Below are 14,018 nucleotides of genomic sequence, written 5' to 3' on the forward strand. Positions count from 1 at the left end.
CCCACCCCAACTATGCGAACACTGGCGTTCGACGGTCGCATGGGCGCGAGCGGCGACATGCTCTGTGGCGCGCTGCTCGCCGCCGGCGCGGATCCCGATGTGTTGGAACCGATCGAGGAGGCACTCGACGTACAGTACGCGATCGACACGACGACGAAGAACGGCATCGACGCGACGACCGTCACCGTTCTTCTGGACGACGAATCCACCGACGGCCACGGCCACAGCGAAGCCGACGACGATCGATCACACGACCACACCCATTCTCACGACGACCACGATCACGAGCACACACACGAGGGACATGACCACCACGGTGATCACGATCATCCCCACGATCACACGCATGCCGAGGGCGCTGGCCCGACCCGATCCTACACCGAGGTCGTCGAGCTCGTCGAGTCGATGGAGCTCCCCGAGGAAGTCGAACACGACGCGACGGCGATCTTCGAGATCTTGGGCGAGGCGGAGGCGGCGGTCCACGGCACCGATCTCGATGCAACTCACTTCCACGAGGTCGGCGCTGACGACGCCATCGCGGACGTCGTCGGGGCGACGCTCCTTTTTGATTCGCTCGACGTCGAGCGCGTCGTGACGACGCCGATCGCAGGGGGCGGCGGCACGGTCGCGATGAGCCACGGCACCTATCCCGTGCCGGCACCCGCGGTGGTCGAGGTCGTCGAACGCGCAGACTGGGCGCTCCACGGTGGTCCGGTCGATGGCGAACTCCTGACTCCCACGGGTGCGGCGATCCTCGCACACGTCGCCGACGGCGTCGAGCGACTACCTGCACTCGATCTCGACGCGTCGGGCTACGGCGCTGGCGATCACGATTTTCCCGACTATCCGAACGTGCTCCGGGCGTTGGTCGGTGCCAGTAGCGAGGGCCTCACCCGCGAGGGAATTCGCGTGCTCGAGACGAACCTCGACGACGCCCCGCCGGAGGTGCTCGGCGGGCTGCACGACAGTCTCAAAGAGGCCGGTGCGCGCGACGTCTCGATTCTCCCGACGACGATGAAGAAATCCCGTCCGGGCCATCTCGTGAAGGTCATCGTCAAGTCCGAGGACGCGGAGCGAGTCGCCCGCCGGCTCGCCGTCGAAACGGGAACCCTCGGCGTGCGCGAGACCGGCGCACGCCACCGTTGGGTCGCCGAACGCGCCTTCGAGACCGCGACAGTCGCCGTCGAGGACGAGGAGTACGAGGTCGCGGTGAAGATCGCCAGCGATTCCGCGGGAACGGTCTACGACGTGAGCGCCGAATACGACGACGCGAGTGCGGTCGCCGCCGAAACCGACGTGCCAATTCGAGAGGTCATGCGGCGAGCCGAAAACGCGGTCCGCAGCTAATCGTCGCCTTCGCGTCCGTCACGTTGTTGCTCCGACCAGCGGTCGCGCGCATCGAGCGCCGGTCCGCGAAAGTCGAGCGTCCACGCTGGAACGTCCTCGATCTCCCAGTAGTCCAGTGCATCGCCTTCGTGTGAAAGGCCGAGCGTCCCGCCAGTCACCTCACAGAGATACAACAGGAGCACGTGACCGTGCGGATTGAGCCGGTTCGGTTCCATCATGTAGGCGTCGACGACCTCGATCGTTTCGACAGCGAGACCCGTCTCCTCGCGAGTCTCGCGGATCGCCGTCTCGGCCGGCGGTTCGAGCGGTTCGACCGCGCCGCCAGGGATGTCCCACGTGCCGGCGACGTACTCCGAGCCCTCCGGCCGTTGCATCAACAGCATCCGGCCCTCGTCGTCGAAAATCGCGGCCTTGACTCCGACATTCGGCGTGACGTAACCGAGATCCCGTGCGAGGCGGTCATGGATCTCTTCCGGTGGAACGTCAAGGGTCATACCGTAGTATTCGCCGACGAGTTCTAGGATTCGTTCGTACCGCTCACGGTCGTAGGGATCGTCCGCGAAGAACAAGCCGGCCTGTGCCATCACCCGGAGTTCGTCGAGCAGCGGAAGGAGATCCACACTGTCGTCGTTCATTGGCCACGATGCTCCGCAAGCGCCTCCTGGATGGTCAACTCGCCGGCGGCGACACGGCGGGCGAGCGTCTCGTCGATCTCGCGGTTGGTCTCCGATTGCTCGCGCGAGCGAGCCTTGATCACGTCGAGCTCGCCGACGGTCGGCTCGACGGTGCGCTCGCGGACCTGCTCGCCGGAGCGCCGGGCGATGTTGACGGCGGCGAGCACGTCGCCCATTCCGCGCGCACCGGTACCGAGCGAGGGCGTCGTGCCGGTCTCGTCGACCAGCTCCACGGGAACGTCGAGTTCGTCGATGACGGATGCGCCGGTGAGCCGTGCGCCATCGCCGACGCGAACGATCGGGTCCGCCGCGTCGGCGATCTCGCCGCCGATGACGCCGGCAGCGTCCGCGAGCGGGACGTGAAACGCCGCGACCACCACGTCACCCGAGAGCACGGCGATACCGGGTCGATCGCCGGGATCGACGCCGACGATCGTCCGTCCGCCGTCGCGCAGCGACGAGAGCGCGCTCTCGACCGCCCGCCGTGGCTCCGCCGGATCGGCGCGGACGATCTCGACATCCTCATCGGGCGTGTCGCTCCTGTCGGGCACGTCGTCCTCGTCGCCAACGATGAGAACGTGCGTCCGCTCGGGAAGTTCGTCGCCGGGCTCCACCGTCGTGAACTCGACGCCGCGCTCGCGGAGTTCGGTGACGACGCCGTGATAGAGCTCGAAGTCGGCGGTGGCGACGACGATCACGTCCACACTCGACCGCCGGCACAAATAAACGCTCACCACGCGGCGACAGGACGACTTTTGGTGGGCGGGCGGCAACGGCCGCCGTGAGCGAACCGCTTTCGACCGGCTGTGGGGTGCTCGACGACCTCCTCGGCGGCGGGCTCCCGCGCGGGGCCGTCACCCAGGTCTACGGCCCGCCGGCCGCCGGCAAGACGAATCTCGCGCTGTCAGCGGCCGTCGCAACGGCCGTCGACGGCGATCCGAGCTACTACATCGACACTGAGGGCCTCTCCGTGGCACGCTTCGAGCAGCTCGCGCAGGCACGCAGCGCCGACCTCGACGATCTCACCTCGCGCATCGTCGTCGCCGAGGCGCTCGATTTCGACGAACAGGAAGAGGCCGTCCGCGATGCCGAACAGCTCGCCGAACGTACCTCGTTGATCGCCCTCGACAGCGCGACGGGCTTCTATCGCCTGGAGCGGACGAACCGGGAGGACGGCGAAGCGCTCCGGCAGATCGGTCGTCAGGTGACGCATCTACTGTCGCTCGCACGCAAACACGATCTTGCCGTGTTGCTCACCAATCAGGTGTTTGCCGACCCCGAGAGCGAGTCGGGGCGGGCGCGGGCGCTCGGCGGCCACACGCTCTCACATCTGACGGGGACGATCCTCAGACTCGAACGGTTCCGAGCAGGCAACCGCCGAGCGACGCTCGAAAAACACGGTTCGAAAGCCGCCGGCGAGACCTGCCGGTTCGCGATCACGAACGACGGTCTCGAAGCGGTCGAAGAAGGGGTTTAGGCCGGGTTCGCGGCGACGGGGGCCAGCGACGAACTGTTCGCCGAGTCGCCCGTACTCTCGCTCGAACCGCTACTGGATTCCTGCTCGTCGAGCCACGACTGGTATTCGTCCTGTGGCATGACCGTCATGTTGGCGAGCATCTTCGAGTGACCGGAGCCACAGAACTCGGCGCAGTAGAGCTGGTAGGTGCCGGGTTCGGTGGCGTTGGTCATGATCGTGTTGTACTGGCCGGGGATGGCGTCCTGTTTGAGGCCGAGCGACGGCACGTGGACGGCGTGGATGACGTCACGGGAGGTGATGTGGAGATAGACCGACTTGTTCGCCGGTATCGCGAGCTCGGTCGAGGAGTTGACGCCCGCGTCCGGATAGATGAACTCCCACCCCCATTGGAAGGCGTCGACCTCGATCTCGACGGCCTGCTTGCTATCCGGGGCGGTCGCTCCCGAGCGGTTCGGATGCGTGACCGACGGTTGGATCTCCTGTTGGGCCTGTGGCTGTGCCTGATTCTCGTCGGCCGTCAGCGCGATCGCCGGGTTGCCGAGCACCGTGTAGGAGGCGACACCGACGAACAGGAGGATGATCGCGGTGGCGATCGTCCACGTGATTTCGAGCCGTCGGTTCTCGCGGGTCGGCTGCGGATCGTCGTTGTTCCGAAATTTCCAGACTGCGTAGACCAGAATGACCTGGACGAGCAGCGTTATCGGGATCGCGACGTAGAGCAGCTTCGCGTTCAATCCGTAGATGAGGTCCGCGTTGACCGACTGTGCCAACACCGGTTCCGTCGCGGCGAGAACGGCCCCGACCACCAGCAGGGCGTACCGCCCGAGACGCGTTTTGGTCATCTGTCCGCGCTTCGGTAGTGGAGCATAAATACCTGCTGACTCCCCCGTGGATGGCCGAAAACGCGGGGCCTAAGTACGCCGATTGCGAAGATCGAAACCGAGTCACAACACCGTGACAGCCAACACAGCCACCGAGCGCAGACGGGTGACGACGCTGCTTGCGGCCGCGGCCATCGGCGTCTATCTCCTGATCGTCGTCGGGGCGACGACGGCGCTGACCGAGGCGACGCAAGCCTGTTCGACCTGGCCGCTCTGTGGCACCGATCTCTCCGATCCGCGCGTGCTCATCGCGTGGGGCCACCGCCTCGCGGCGCTCGTCGTCGGCGTCGTCGTCCTCGCGGCGCTCGTCTCGACCTGGCGATCGTCCACGTCGCGGCGCGCGAAGGCTACCCTCCTCGTCCCGTTCGTCCTCTACCCCGTCCAGATCGGACTGGGCGCGCTCGCCGCGACCGCGACGACCGCTACCGCCGACTGGCTCTCGACGCTTCACCTGCTCTCCGGGATGGCGATTTTCGTCGGGCTTGTCCTCGCGCTCGCGTGGACGCTCGAACTCGGCACCGACGACACGGCACCGGTCACGGACCCGGATCCACTCACGGCCACACCGACCGACACCGACACCGGCGAAACCCCGTCACTGCAAACCCCGTCACCGCCATCCGGCCCGCTCGCCCGCGCGAGGCGGATCGGCGCGGCGTATTTCAGACTGATGAAGCCGCGGCTGATGTGGTTGCTCTGTCTCGTGGCGGCCGCCGGGATGGCGCTCGCGGCCGGGCCGTCGCTCGATGCCGGGATCGTGATCCGCGTGCTCGGCGGCGGTGTGCTCGCGATCGGCGCGAGCGGCACGTTCAACCACGTTCTCGAACGCAAGAAGGACCGGAAGATGCAGCGGACGAGCGATCGCCCGCTCGCCACCGACCAGGTGGGCGTGACGAACGCGCTCGCCTTCGGCATCCTGCTGGCGGCCGCCTCGCTCGCGCTGTTCCTCTCGGTCAACCTGCTGGCGGCCGCGCTCGGCCTCTGTGCCATCCTCTTTTACAGCGTGATCTACACGCTCGTGCTCAAACCGAACACCGTACAGAACACCGTTCTGGGTGGCGCTGCGGGCGCACTCCCGGCGCTCATCGGCTGGGTTGGGGTGACGGGAACGGTGGGCGTGCCAGGGCTCGCGCTCGCGGGCGTCATCTTCCTCTGGACGCCGGCGCACTTCTACAACCTCGCGCTCGCGTACAAGGACGACTACGCCCGCGGTGGCTTCCCGATGCTACCCGTGGTCCGTGGCGAGCGTGTCACCCGCCGGCATATCGTCTGGTATCTCGCGGCCACGCTGCTCGGCGCAAGCGTTCTGTCGGCGGTCACGTCGCTCGGCTGGCTCTACGCCGGCGCGACGGTCGCCTTCGGCGCACTGTTCCTCTGGACGGTCGTCAGACTCCACCGCGAGCGCAGCGAACAGGCTGCCTTCCGCGCGTTTCACGCCTCGAACGCCTATCTCGGGGCGCTGCTGTTCGCCATCGTCGTCGACGCCATCCTCCTCTGAACCGGCGATAGGCGTAAATCGGCCGAGATGCAATCGCGCCCATGGCGACAGTCGAGATCGAATATTGCGTCCCCTGTGGCTTCCTCGAACGCGCCGAAAACGTCCAGCACGCGCTGCTCACGAACTTCGGTGCCGAACTCGACCGGGTGGCGCTCGTCACCGGCGATCACGGCGTCCTAGAAGTGCGCGTCGACGGCGAGACGGTCTTCGACAAGAGCGAGGACGAGTACGACGTCGACGGCATCACCCGCGAGGTGCGCGGTCGGCTCTGACGCTCACCGAATCGAACCCCTTAGAACGGCTGCGGTCGTCGATCCAGCATGGATGCGGTACTGCGTGCTGAGGACGTTCGCCGGGAGTACGGCGAAACGGTGGCGCTCGACGGCGTCTCGCTGGCGGTCGCCGCCGGCGAGGTGTTCGCGCTGGTCGGCCCGAACGGCGCGGGCAAGACGACGCTCGTGCGTGCCCTGACCGGCACCACCGCGATCGATGGCTCGGTGTCGCTGTTCGGCTCGTCGCCCGACGCGGTCGAGAACGCACGCCTCGGCGTGCTTCCTCAATCGTTTTCGCCGCCGGCACGGCTGAGCGCGCACGAACTACTCGACTACTACGCCGGTCTGTACGACGATCCACGCGACGTCGAGAGCGTCCTCGACGACGTCGGGATGGTCGACAGCGCCGACACCCGGTACGAGGACCTCTCGGGTGGGCAACAGCGCCGGACCTGCGTCGGTGCGACGCTCGTCAACGATCCCGGTCTGCTGGTGCTCGACGAGCCGACGACGGGTATCGATCCGGCCGGCCGGCGCGCGCTCTGGCGACTCCTCGAAGGGCTCGCGGCCGGCGGCACGACGATCCTCCTCACCACCCACTACATGGCCGAAGCCGAACGGCTCGCCGATCGGGTTGGGCTGCTCGCCGACGGCCAGCTGGCCGCCGTCGGTACGCCCGGCGATCTCGTCGCCGAGTACGGTGGTCGGTCCAGACTCGAAATCGAGACCGACGCCGACGCGACGTCGCTCGACGGACTCGACCATATGATCGACCCCCATCCGACGGGCATCGTCGTGAGCGACGTTTCGGCGACCGAGATCGGGACGGTGGTGGACGCGCTCGAACGGAACGGCATCGACTACGGCGAACTCGCGTGGCGACAGCCCGACCTGGAGGACGTCTATCTCACGGTGACCGACGAGAGCCGTTCGCGCGACGGCATCGACGACGACCGTTCGCTTGCGGATGCGGGACAGGAAGCGGAGGCGGTACAGTGACCGCGACCGGACGGGTCGGTGCAGCCACCAGCGCGGCGTGGCGCTCGTTCCTGCGCCGGCGGACGGCCGTCTTCTTCACCTTCTTCTTCCCTGTGATCCTCATCCTCATCTTCGGCGTGCTGGTCGGCACGCGCCCGACCGGCGGCGGACTCTTCACGGAGTCGCCGGCGTACTACGTGCCGGGCTACCTGGCCGTCGTCGTGCTCTTCACGCCACTCTCGCGCGTCGGCAGCACGGTCGCGCGCCATCGCGAGGGCAATCGCTTCGAGAAGCTCGCCAGTACGCCACTCACCCGCCCGGAGTGGCTACTCGCCCAGACGCTCGTCAACGTGCTCATCATCGGGCTTGCTGGCCTGCTCATCCTCGGACTCGTCGTCCTCCTCACGGGTGCGGACGTGACGCTTTCGGTCGTCGTCGTTCCGTTCGTCGTCGTCTCGGTCGCGCTGTTCTGTGGCGTGGGCGCGCTTCTCGGCAGCCTCGCCGACTCCCAGGACGGCGTCATCGCCGCAAGCAACTCGCTGGCGCTCCCGCTCCTCTTCCTGTCCGACACGTTCGTGCCGCCCGATCTGCTCCCCGAGTGGTTCCAGCCGGTGATGAACGTCTCGCCGCTGACGTACTTCGCCCGCGGCGTACGCACGGTCGTCACCGGCGGGAGCGGCTGGGAGCTCGATCTCGTGGTTTTGTGCGTTCTCGCGGTCGTCTTCTTCGCGCTCGGGGCGTACGCCCTGCCGCGGACCGACTGACTGGAGAGCTGTGACTCGATTTTCCACCCTAGAACGGCTGTGAGTCAGAGATCATCCCGAGTCGACCGTAGAAATTCGGCCAGTTTGTAGGGGCGCTACCGCGGCATCCAGCCGTAGAGATGGTTCAGCAGGAAGTAGGTCACGACGCCGAGGAAGAGGCTGAGCGACCACGAGGCGACCGCGATGCGGCCGATGCGTGCGTGGGCAGTCTCCTTGAGTTCGGCCGGCGTGTGGGTCAGCCCGAGCACGACCGGGTAGATGACGACGGGGACCGCGATCGCCGACAGGAGGATGTGGATCGCGAGCATCACCAGATAGAGCGGCTTGACGATGCCGGCATAGCTGGCGAGGAACTGACCCTGCTCGATGACGATTTGCTTCTCGAACCCCCCGCCGACCTTCCAGAGATAGAGCACCAGGAAGACCATGATGAGCCCGAAGGCGGTGAGCATCGCCGCGCGGTGGCGGCGGACGTCGCCACGCCGGATGAAGACGAAGCCGACGAGCAGCGCCGTCAGCGCGAGACTGTTGACGACGGCGATGGCGTCCGAGAGCAGGATGACCGTCCCATCGTCGATCGACGGAAAGATATCGAGGACGCCGGCGAACGTCCCGATGACGAGCACGTAGCCGATCACCGAGAGGACGGCGGTCGCCGCGAGCGGATGCTCCTTGACGGGGCCGTGCGTGCTGGCTGTTGCCATTCTCGGCCGTTGGCTCGTTCGAACCATCGGTCTTCTGGTTCGGCGCGGCGGCGGGGGAAGATATTTATTGGCGGTTTCGGCAGTAAATGTATGGTCCGATCGATCCTTCGGAGCGCGCTGCTCACGCGGTACTCGTCGCTCCGATTCCTCCTGATGCTCCTCGGCGTCTGCGTTCTGCTCGCGAGTGGGCCGATCTGGCTCGGCACGGCCGATTTCGATTACCAGTTCGGGTACAATGGCCAGGTCGACGAACTCAGCTTCCAGCAGCAAACGCAGACGACACCGTACCGACAGCTCGACGCCGGGACGAAACGCATCGTCGACAACGCCATCGACGGGCAGAGCTACAGTTTCGAGGACGACACGCGGAGCCTGCCGAAATACGTCTCGCGCGATGGGACGTTCTACGGGTTCACGTCCAGACGAGCGATCGATTGGGCAAATCCGGGATCGTTCGTCCCGATTCTGACCGCGCTGGCCGGATTCTGGCTGATCTTCGAGGCGGTCCAGCACGAGCGCCGACAGCTCGGACCGCACGGCTACTGATCATCGTGCATCGTTTTTCACCGATAAACACAAATCGGCGGCGACTGAATGGGCGTGCATGAGTGCAGAGCAGACACAGCGGCCCATCCGCTGTCTCGTCGCCAAGGTCGGACTCGACGGCCACGACCGCGGCGCGCACGTCATCGCGCGCGCCTTCCGCGATGCGGGCTTCGAGGTCGTCTACTCGGGACTCCATCGCTCGCCGGACGAGGTCGTCCAGGCCGCCGTCCAAGAGGACGTCGACGTCCTCGGAATCTCCATTCTCTCGGGAGCACACAACACGCTCGTGCCCAAAATTCTCGACGGGCTCGACGAGTACGGTGCGCTCGACGACACGCTCGTCATCGTCGGTGGGATCGTCCCCGACAAGGACGAGGACGAGCTCAGAGAACGGGGCGTCTCGGCCATCTTCGGCCCCGGTGCGTCGATGGATGACACCATCGAGTTCGTTCGCGAGAACGCCCCCGAGCGCGAATGAGCGGGCTGCTCGACCGCCTGCTCGACGGCGATCACCGCGCGCTGGCGCGAGCGATCACGAAGATCGAAAACCGCATGCCGGGCCACCGCGATCTGGTCTCCTCGCTCTACGATCACACCGGCAACGCCGAGGTCATCGGCATCACGGGCAGCCCGGGTGCGGGCAAATCCACCCTCGTCGACAAGGTCGCCGAACACTACCGGAGTCAGGGCCTCACCGTCGGTGTCATCGCCATCGACCCCTCCTCGCCCTTTACTGGCGGTGCGGTGCTCGGCGATCGCATCCGAATGGCCTCGAACGTCGGCGACATGGACGTCTTCTTCCGCTCGATGAGCGCGCGTGGCTCGCTCGGCGGCGTCTCGATCGCCACCGCCGACGCCGTGAAGGCGCTCGACGCATTCGGCAAGGACCGGATCATCGTCGAGACCGTCGGAGCCGGCCAGAACGAGATCGATATCGTGAAAACCGCCGACACGGTGACGGTGCTCGTCCAGCCCGGCAGCGGCGACGACGTGCAGATGCTCAAGGCCGGCATTCTGGAGATCGCCGACGTGTTCGTCGTGAACAAGGCCGATCTCGACGGTGCCGACAGAACAGTCCAAGAACTGAACGAGATGCTCCAACTGCGCGATGACGACGGTGGACGCTCTTTGACCGGCCACCACGCAGGCCATCACGCCGAATCGGCCGAAGCGGTCGCGCTCCAGCGCACGGAGGCAGAAAACGGCTGGATGCCGCCGATCGTCGAGGCGGTCGCCACCCGTGGCGAGGGCGTCGAGGAGTACGTCGGCGCACTCGACGACCATCGGGCCCATCTCGAAGCGACGGGCGAACTCGAAGCGAAGGCACGCGCCCGTTACGCCGAGGAGATCCGAACCCTGCTGCGCGAGGACACCGCCGACCTCCTCACCGAGGAGATCGCCGCCCACGGCGGCATCGAGGAGCTCGTCGCGGGCGTCACCGCCGGCGAGACCGACCCCTACGAGATCGCCGATAGCGTGCTCGCCCCGATCGCCGACTGTGCACGACAGCAGCGCGATTCCTGAGTCGAACAGTCGAGAAATCGGGTGATACCGTGGCGCGCGGTAGGTCACCGCAACCGGTATAGGCAAGCGCGAGATACCGTCGCCCCATGAAACCGCTTCCCGTAGCGGTCGGACTGGTGGCCGTCGGCGTTGTCGTGGTCGTGTTCGGTAGCCCCGACGTAGCGGCATTCCCTGTCGAGTTGTCGGGCAGCACGGCGGTCGTGCTCCAACTCGAAGGTGCACAGGACCTCATCGAGCGCATCGACGCGATTCTGGAATCGGTCGTCGATCTGCTGCGGACGATCGGCCAGCTGTTCGGCGAGTCGGGCGGCTGAGGCGTCAGCGTGCGATCGCCAGCGCGACTTTCTCGATCGGATGACGCGGCGCGGTTTCGTCGGGGCGGTCGCCGAGTTGGGTGCGACAGGAGGTGCCGGGCGCGACCGCTTCCTCGCCATCGCTCTCGTCGACCTGCTCGAAGAGGATGTTCCCGATCGCCTGCGAGAGGTCGTAGTGTTCTTCCTCGTAGCCGAACGAGCCGGCCATGCCACAGCAGCCCGAATCGAGCGGATCGACCGCGTAGCCGGCCCGTCGGAGAACGCCGACCGCGTGGTGGTCCTTGTTGAGCGCCTTCTGGTTGCAGTGGCCGTGGTAGGTGAGCGATTCCTCTCGATCGGCGAACTCGATCTCCTCGTCGAGTCGCAGCACGTCGATGTATTCGAGCACGCCGTAAGCGTCGCCGGAGACTCGCCGGGTTGGGTCGTCGTCCGGCAGGAGATCGAGATACTCGTCCTGGAACATCACGGCGTCCGAGGGCTCGGTGAAGACGACCGACCAGCCGTCCCGGACGTAGGGGTCGAGCGCCGCGACGTTCGTTGCCGCGCGCCCGCGCGCTTCGTCGAGAAAGCCCTTCGAGTAGGCCGGCCGCCCGCTCGACACCACGTCGTCGGGGATCTCGACGTGGACACCGGCCGCTTCGAGCGTCAAGATCGCGGCCTTCCCCGGGGTGGTGTTGCTGTAGTTCGTGTAGGTGTCGGGAAAGAGCAGCGCCTTCTCGTTGGCGTCGGCGAGCGGAACGTCGGACCCGCCGCGGGCGGCGAACCACTCCTCCAGACTCTCGCGCTCGAAGTGTGGCAGTTCGCGCTCGGCGGCGATGCCGGCGACTCGTTCCATCGCGGTTCGTGCGCCCGGCAGTTTCGTCCCCCAGTTCGACAGCGGCGCAAATCGGCTGCCGAGCGCGGCCAGACTGTCGATGTTGGCGAAGAGGCGTTCGCGGAGGCCCGCCCCCTCGCGCTCGTGGTACTCGTGTTTGACCTCCGTTTTGATCTTCGCCATGTCGACGCCCGTCGGACAGTCGCTCTTGCAGCCCTTGCAGCCGACACAGAGGTCGAGCACCTCCTCCTGGAACCGTTCGGAGAACATCTCCTCCTCGGAAATCTCGCCGGAGATCCCTGCCCGGAGCATGTTCGCCCGCCCGCGCGTCGTCTGGATCTCCTCCTTCGAGGCGCGGTAGGTCGGACACATCGTGTTCGAGTCGGTCTGCCGGCAGGTGCCACAGCCGTTACAGAGCTCGATGGCGTGGGAAAATCCGCCCTCGCCCTCGAAATCCATCTCGGTCTGCGGTTCGAGCGAGGAATATTCCGCCCCGTACCGGAGGTTCTCGCGCATGTCGGCCGGATCGTCCGCCCAGTAGACCACCTTGCCGGGGTTCATCCGCCGGTCGGGATCGGCGGCGAGTTTGAGTTCCTGGAACGCGCTCCAAAGTACCTCGCCGTACATCTTCGGGTTGAACTCCGTGCGTGCGAGGCCGTCGCCGTGCTCGCCCGAAAAGGAGCCGTTGTGCTCCAGCACGAGCGTGGTGACGTCCTCGGAGATCGAGTGCATCGTCTCGATCCCTTCGCCGTCCTTGAGGTTCAGAATGGGTCGGATGTGGAGCGTCCCCGATCCGGCGTGCGCGAAGTAGGCCGCCGACGTATCGTGGTCTTTCAGCACTTCCTCGAACTCACCCACGTATTCGGCGAGCTCCTCAGGAGGAACGGTCGCGTCCTCGATGAACGGGTAGGGTTTCGGATCGCCTTCGAGACTCATCAACAGCGGGATCGCGGCCTTGCGGAGCTTCCAGAGCTTCAGTTGATCTTCTTCGGAATAGGCCTCCAGTACGTCGAAGGCGCTTCCCTCGTCGACGAAGTGGGCGTTCGTCGCCCCGATCGCGTCCTCGAAGTCGTCGCGGAGCTCCGAATCGTATTCGAGCATCAGCGCCGCGGCCGTTCCCTCGGGGATCGGTTCGGCGTACTGGGCGAACTCCGTCGATTCGCTCGCCAGCCGGAACACCTCGTCGTCCATCAGCTCGACGGCACTCACGTCGAAGTCGAGCGCCTCGGGGACGCCCTCCATCGCATCGGTCAAACTCTCGAAGCAGTAGAGCGCGAGCGCGGTTTCGTCGGGTTTGCTGACGAGGTCGAGCGTCGCCTCGACGATCGTCCCCAGGGTCCCCTCCGCGCCGACGAACAGTTTCGTGAGGTTGATCACCTCCTCGCCGGCCTCGTTCTCGTAAATGACCTTGTGGAGGTTGTAGCCAGACACCGAGCGTTTCAGGGTTGGATAGCGCTCGGCGATCTCCTCCTCGTTCTCCTCGACCAGTTCTCGTACCGTGCGATAGAGCGCGGCCTCGCGGTCGTCCTTGTCGACCAACCCGTCCCACTCGGGACTATCCAGGACCACGGGGCGAGTATGGATCAGCGAGCCGTCGGCGAGCACGACCCGCAGCTCCGCGGTGTAGGCGTCGGTGATGCCGTAGCGCACCGAGTGCGCGCCGGTACTGTTGTTCCCGATCCCGCCGCCGATCGTCGCCCGGTTCGAGGAGGCGGGATCGGGCGCGAACTTGAGATCCCACCGATCGAGCTGATCGTCGAGGTGATCCTGGACGACGCCGGGCTGGACGGTTGCCGTTTGCCCATCGGGATCGACATCGAGGATCGAATCCATGTGGCGGGTCGTATCGAGCACGACACAGCCCGGCCCGACGGCCTGCCCGGCCAGCGACGAGCCGGTGCCGCGCGGGAGCACCGGCGTGTCGTGGTCGGCGGCGACCCGGATCGCCGCTCGCACGTCCTCGGTGTCGCGCGGGCAGACCACGCCGGCGGGCCGGGCCTGATAGATGCTGCCGTCGGTCGCGTAGAGGATCTGGGAGTATTCGTCGAAGCGTACTTCGCCACGGATCTGCTCGCGGAGATCGGCGGCGAGCGCGCGATACTCGGCGACGTCGGCGTGATCGTGGCCGAGCGCGTCGGCCGAGGTTTGGATGTCCGGTGGGTCGTAGAACTCGTCGTCGACGGCCATACGTTCGATGGGCGCGAAGCGCTGTTAAGAGCTATGAT

General features: G+C 66.3%; 15 protein-coding genes. 10 read left to right on the top strand and 5 right to left on the bottom strand.

The features are described from left to right. Positions 1 to 12 precede the first annotated feature (12 nt). Positions 13 to 1,347 carry a nickel pincer cofactor biosynthesis protein LarC gene (gene larC / locus MUK72_RS07435; protein ID WP_244698204.1) on the top strand — a complete coding sequence of 445 codons (1,335 nt, stop codon included), beginning with the start codon at positions 13 to 15 and terminating at the stop codon, positions 1,345 to 1,347. On the opposite strand, the gene MUK72_RS07440 is transcribed toward larC, so the two are convergent. Together MUK72_RS07440 and MUK72_RS07445 are read right to left on the bottom strand one after the other, a co-directional pair. Continuing rightward, positions 1,344 to 1,982, bottom strand: coding sequence for an NUDIX hydrolase (locus MUK72_RS07440; protein ID WP_244698207.1), 639 nt, complete (start codon positions 1,980 to 1,982; stop codon positions 1,344 to 1,346). The genes larC and MUK72_RS07440 overlap by 4 nt on opposite strands. Continuing rightward, positions 1,979 to 2,719, bottom strand: coding sequence for a hypothetical protein (locus MUK72_RS07445; RefSeq protein ID WP_244698211.1), 741 nt, complete (start codon positions 2,717 to 2,719; stop codon positions 1,979 to 1,981). Before MUK72_RS07445 ends, MUK72_RS07440 begins: the two co-directional genes overlap by 4 nt. A gap of 83 nt (positions 2,720 to 2,802) precedes the next feature. On the opposite strand from MUK72_RS07445, the gene radB reads away from it, so the two are divergent. Beyond that, positions 2,803 to 3,498, top strand: a complete 696-nt coding sequence (gene radB, locus MUK72_RS07450) for a DNA repair and recombination protein RadB (protein ID WP_244698215.1) — start codon at positions 2,803 to 2,805, stop codon at positions 3,496 to 3,498. Here the strand turns inward: radB and coxB are convergent. Continuing rightward, complete coding sequence (gene coxB / locus MUK72_RS07455) at positions 3,495 to 4,340, bottom strand: cytochrome c oxidase subunit II (protein ID WP_244698217.1); 846 nt, start codon at positions 4,338 to 4,340, stop codon at positions 3,495 to 3,497. The two genes, radB and coxB, sit on opposite strands and share 4 nt — an antisense overlap. Positions 4,341 to 4,452: 112 nt before the next feature. On the opposite strand from coxB, the gene MUK72_RS07460 reads away from it, so the two are divergent. The 4 genes from MUK72_RS07460 to MUK72_RS07475 are packed head-to-tail and all read left to right on the top strand — an operon-like array spanning position 4,453 to position 7,891. Continuing rightward, on the top strand, positions 4,453 to 5,877 hold the full coding sequence (locus MUK72_RS07460; protein WP_244698219.1) for a heme o synthase: 1,425 nt from the start codon (positions 4,453 to 4,455) through the stop codon (positions 5,875 to 5,877). A gap of 41 nt (positions 5,878 to 5,918) precedes the next feature. Continuing rightward, positions 5,919 to 6,149, top strand: coding sequence for a SelT/SelW/SelH family protein (locus MUK72_RS07465; RefSeq protein ID WP_004053096.1), 231 nt, complete (start codon positions 5,919 to 5,921; stop codon positions 6,147 to 6,149). Between the two features lie 48 nt (positions 6,150 to 6,197). Further along, positions 6,198 to 7,148 carry an ABC transporter ATP-binding protein gene (locus MUK72_RS07470; protein WP_244698221.1) on the top strand — a complete coding sequence of 317 codons (951 nt, stop codon included), beginning with the start codon at positions 6,198 to 6,200 and terminating at the stop codon, positions 7,146 to 7,148. Continuing rightward, a complete protein-coding gene (locus MUK72_RS07475; protein ID WP_244698223.1) occupies positions 7,145 to 7,891 on the top strand; it encodes an ABC transporter permease in 747 nt (248 codons plus the stop codon). Before MUK72_RS07470 ends, MUK72_RS07475 begins: the two co-directional genes overlap by 4 nt. Positions 7,892 to 7,986: 95 nt before the next feature. On the opposite strand, the gene MUK72_RS07480 is transcribed toward MUK72_RS07475, so the two are convergent. Next, positions 7,987 to 8,595, bottom strand: coding sequence for a DUF420 domain-containing protein (locus MUK72_RS07480; RefSeq protein WP_244698225.1), 609 nt, complete (start codon positions 8,593 to 8,595; stop codon positions 7,987 to 7,989). 90 nt (positions 8,596 to 8,685) lie between these two features. Here MUK72_RS07480 and MUK72_RS07485 point away from each other — a divergent pair, with 90 nt between their 5' ends. The 4 genes from MUK72_RS07485 to MUK72_RS07500 all read left to right on the top strand — a co-directional run bounded on the left by MUK72_RS07485 (position 8,686) and on the right by MUK72_RS07500 (position 10,979). After that, positions 8,686 to 9,141, top strand: coding sequence for a hypothetical protein (locus MUK72_RS07485; RefSeq protein ID WP_244698228.1), 456 nt, complete (start codon positions 8,686 to 8,688; stop codon positions 9,139 to 9,141). Positions 9,142 to 9,199: 58 nt separating this feature from the next. Further along, positions 9,200 to 9,619 carry a cobalamin B12-binding domain-containing protein gene (locus tag MUK72_RS07490; protein ID WP_244698232.1) on the top strand — a complete coding sequence of 140 codons (420 nt, stop codon included), beginning with the start codon at positions 9,200 to 9,202 and terminating at the stop codon, positions 9,617 to 9,619. Beyond that, positions 9,616 to 10,665: a methylmalonyl Co-A mutase-associated GTPase MeaB gene (gene meaB, locus MUK72_RS07495; protein ID WP_244698235.1), complete on the top strand. Its 1,050-nt coding sequence runs from the start codon at positions 9,616 to 9,618 to the stop codon at positions 10,663 to 10,665. Before MUK72_RS07490 ends, meaB begins: the two co-directional genes overlap by 4 nt. Before the next feature lie 86 nt (positions 10,666 to 10,751). Continuing rightward, positions 10,752 to 10,979, top strand: a complete 228-nt coding sequence (locus MUK72_RS07500; RefSeq protein ID WP_244698238.1) for a hypothetical protein — start codon at positions 10,752 to 10,754, stop codon at positions 10,977 to 10,979. A gap of 4 nt (positions 10,980 to 10,983) precedes the next feature. Here MUK72_RS07500 and MUK72_RS07505 read toward each other — a convergent pair whose 3' ends face one another. Then, positions 10,984 to 13,980, bottom strand: coding sequence for an FAD-binding and (Fe-S)-binding domain-containing protein (locus MUK72_RS07505; RefSeq protein ID WP_244698241.1), 2,997 nt, complete (start codon positions 13,978 to 13,980; stop codon positions 10,984 to 10,986). Between the last annotated feature and the right edge of the window lie 38 nt (positions 13,981 to 14,018).

Origin of the sequence: Halococcus dombrowskii (assembly GCF_022870485.1) — an archaeon.
In the GTDB taxonomy this organism is placed as follows: Archaea; Halobacteriota; Halobacteria; order Halobacteriales; family Halococcaceae; genus Halococcus; species Halococcus morrhuae.

Excerpts from the sequence above, each read along its gene's own strand:
- MUK72_RS07465 (WP_004053096.1), top strand. The coding sequence starts at position 5,919 with ATGGCGACAGTCGAGATCGAATATTGCGTCCCCTGTGGCTTCCTCGAA.
- MUK72_RS07485 (WP_244698228.1), top strand. The coding sequence starts at position 8,686 with ATGGTCCGATCGATCCTTCGGAGCGCGCTGCTCACGCGGTACTCGTCG.
- MUK72_RS07470 (WP_244698221.1), top strand. The coding sequence starts at position 6,198 with ATGGATGCGGTACTGCGTGCTGAGGACGTTCGCCGGGAGTACGGCGAA.
- MUK72_RS07505 (WP_244698241.1), bottom strand. The coding sequence starts at position 13,980 with ATGGCCGTCGACGACGAGTTCTACGACCCACCGGACATCCAAACCTCG.
- coxB (WP_244698217.1), bottom strand. The coding sequence starts at position 4,340 with ATGACCAAAACGCGTCTCGGGCGGTACGCCCTGCTGGTGGTCGGGGCC.
- larC (WP_244698204.1), top strand. The coding sequence starts at position 13 with ATGCGAACACTGGCGTTCGACGGTCGCATGGGCGCGAGCGGCGACATG.
- MUK72_RS07440 (WP_244698207.1), bottom strand. The coding sequence starts at position 1,982 with ATGAACGACGACAGTGTGGATCTCCTTCCGCTGCTCGACGAACTCCGG.
- meaB (WP_244698235.1), top strand. The coding sequence starts at position 9,616 with ATGAGCGGGCTGCTCGACCGCCTGCTCGACGGCGATCACCGCGCGCTG.
- MUK72_RS07480 (WP_244698225.1), bottom strand. The coding sequence starts at position 8,595 with ATGGCAACAGCCAGCACGCACGGCCCCGTCAAGGAGCATCCGCTCGCG.
- MUK72_RS07500 (WP_244698238.1), top strand. The coding sequence starts at position 10,752 with ATGAAACCGCTTCCCGTAGCGGTCGGACTGGTGGCCGTCGGCGTTGTC.
- MUK72_RS07490 (WP_244698232.1), top strand. The coding sequence starts at position 9,200 with ATGAGTGCAGAGCAGACACAGCGGCCCATCCGCTGTCTCGTCGCCAAG.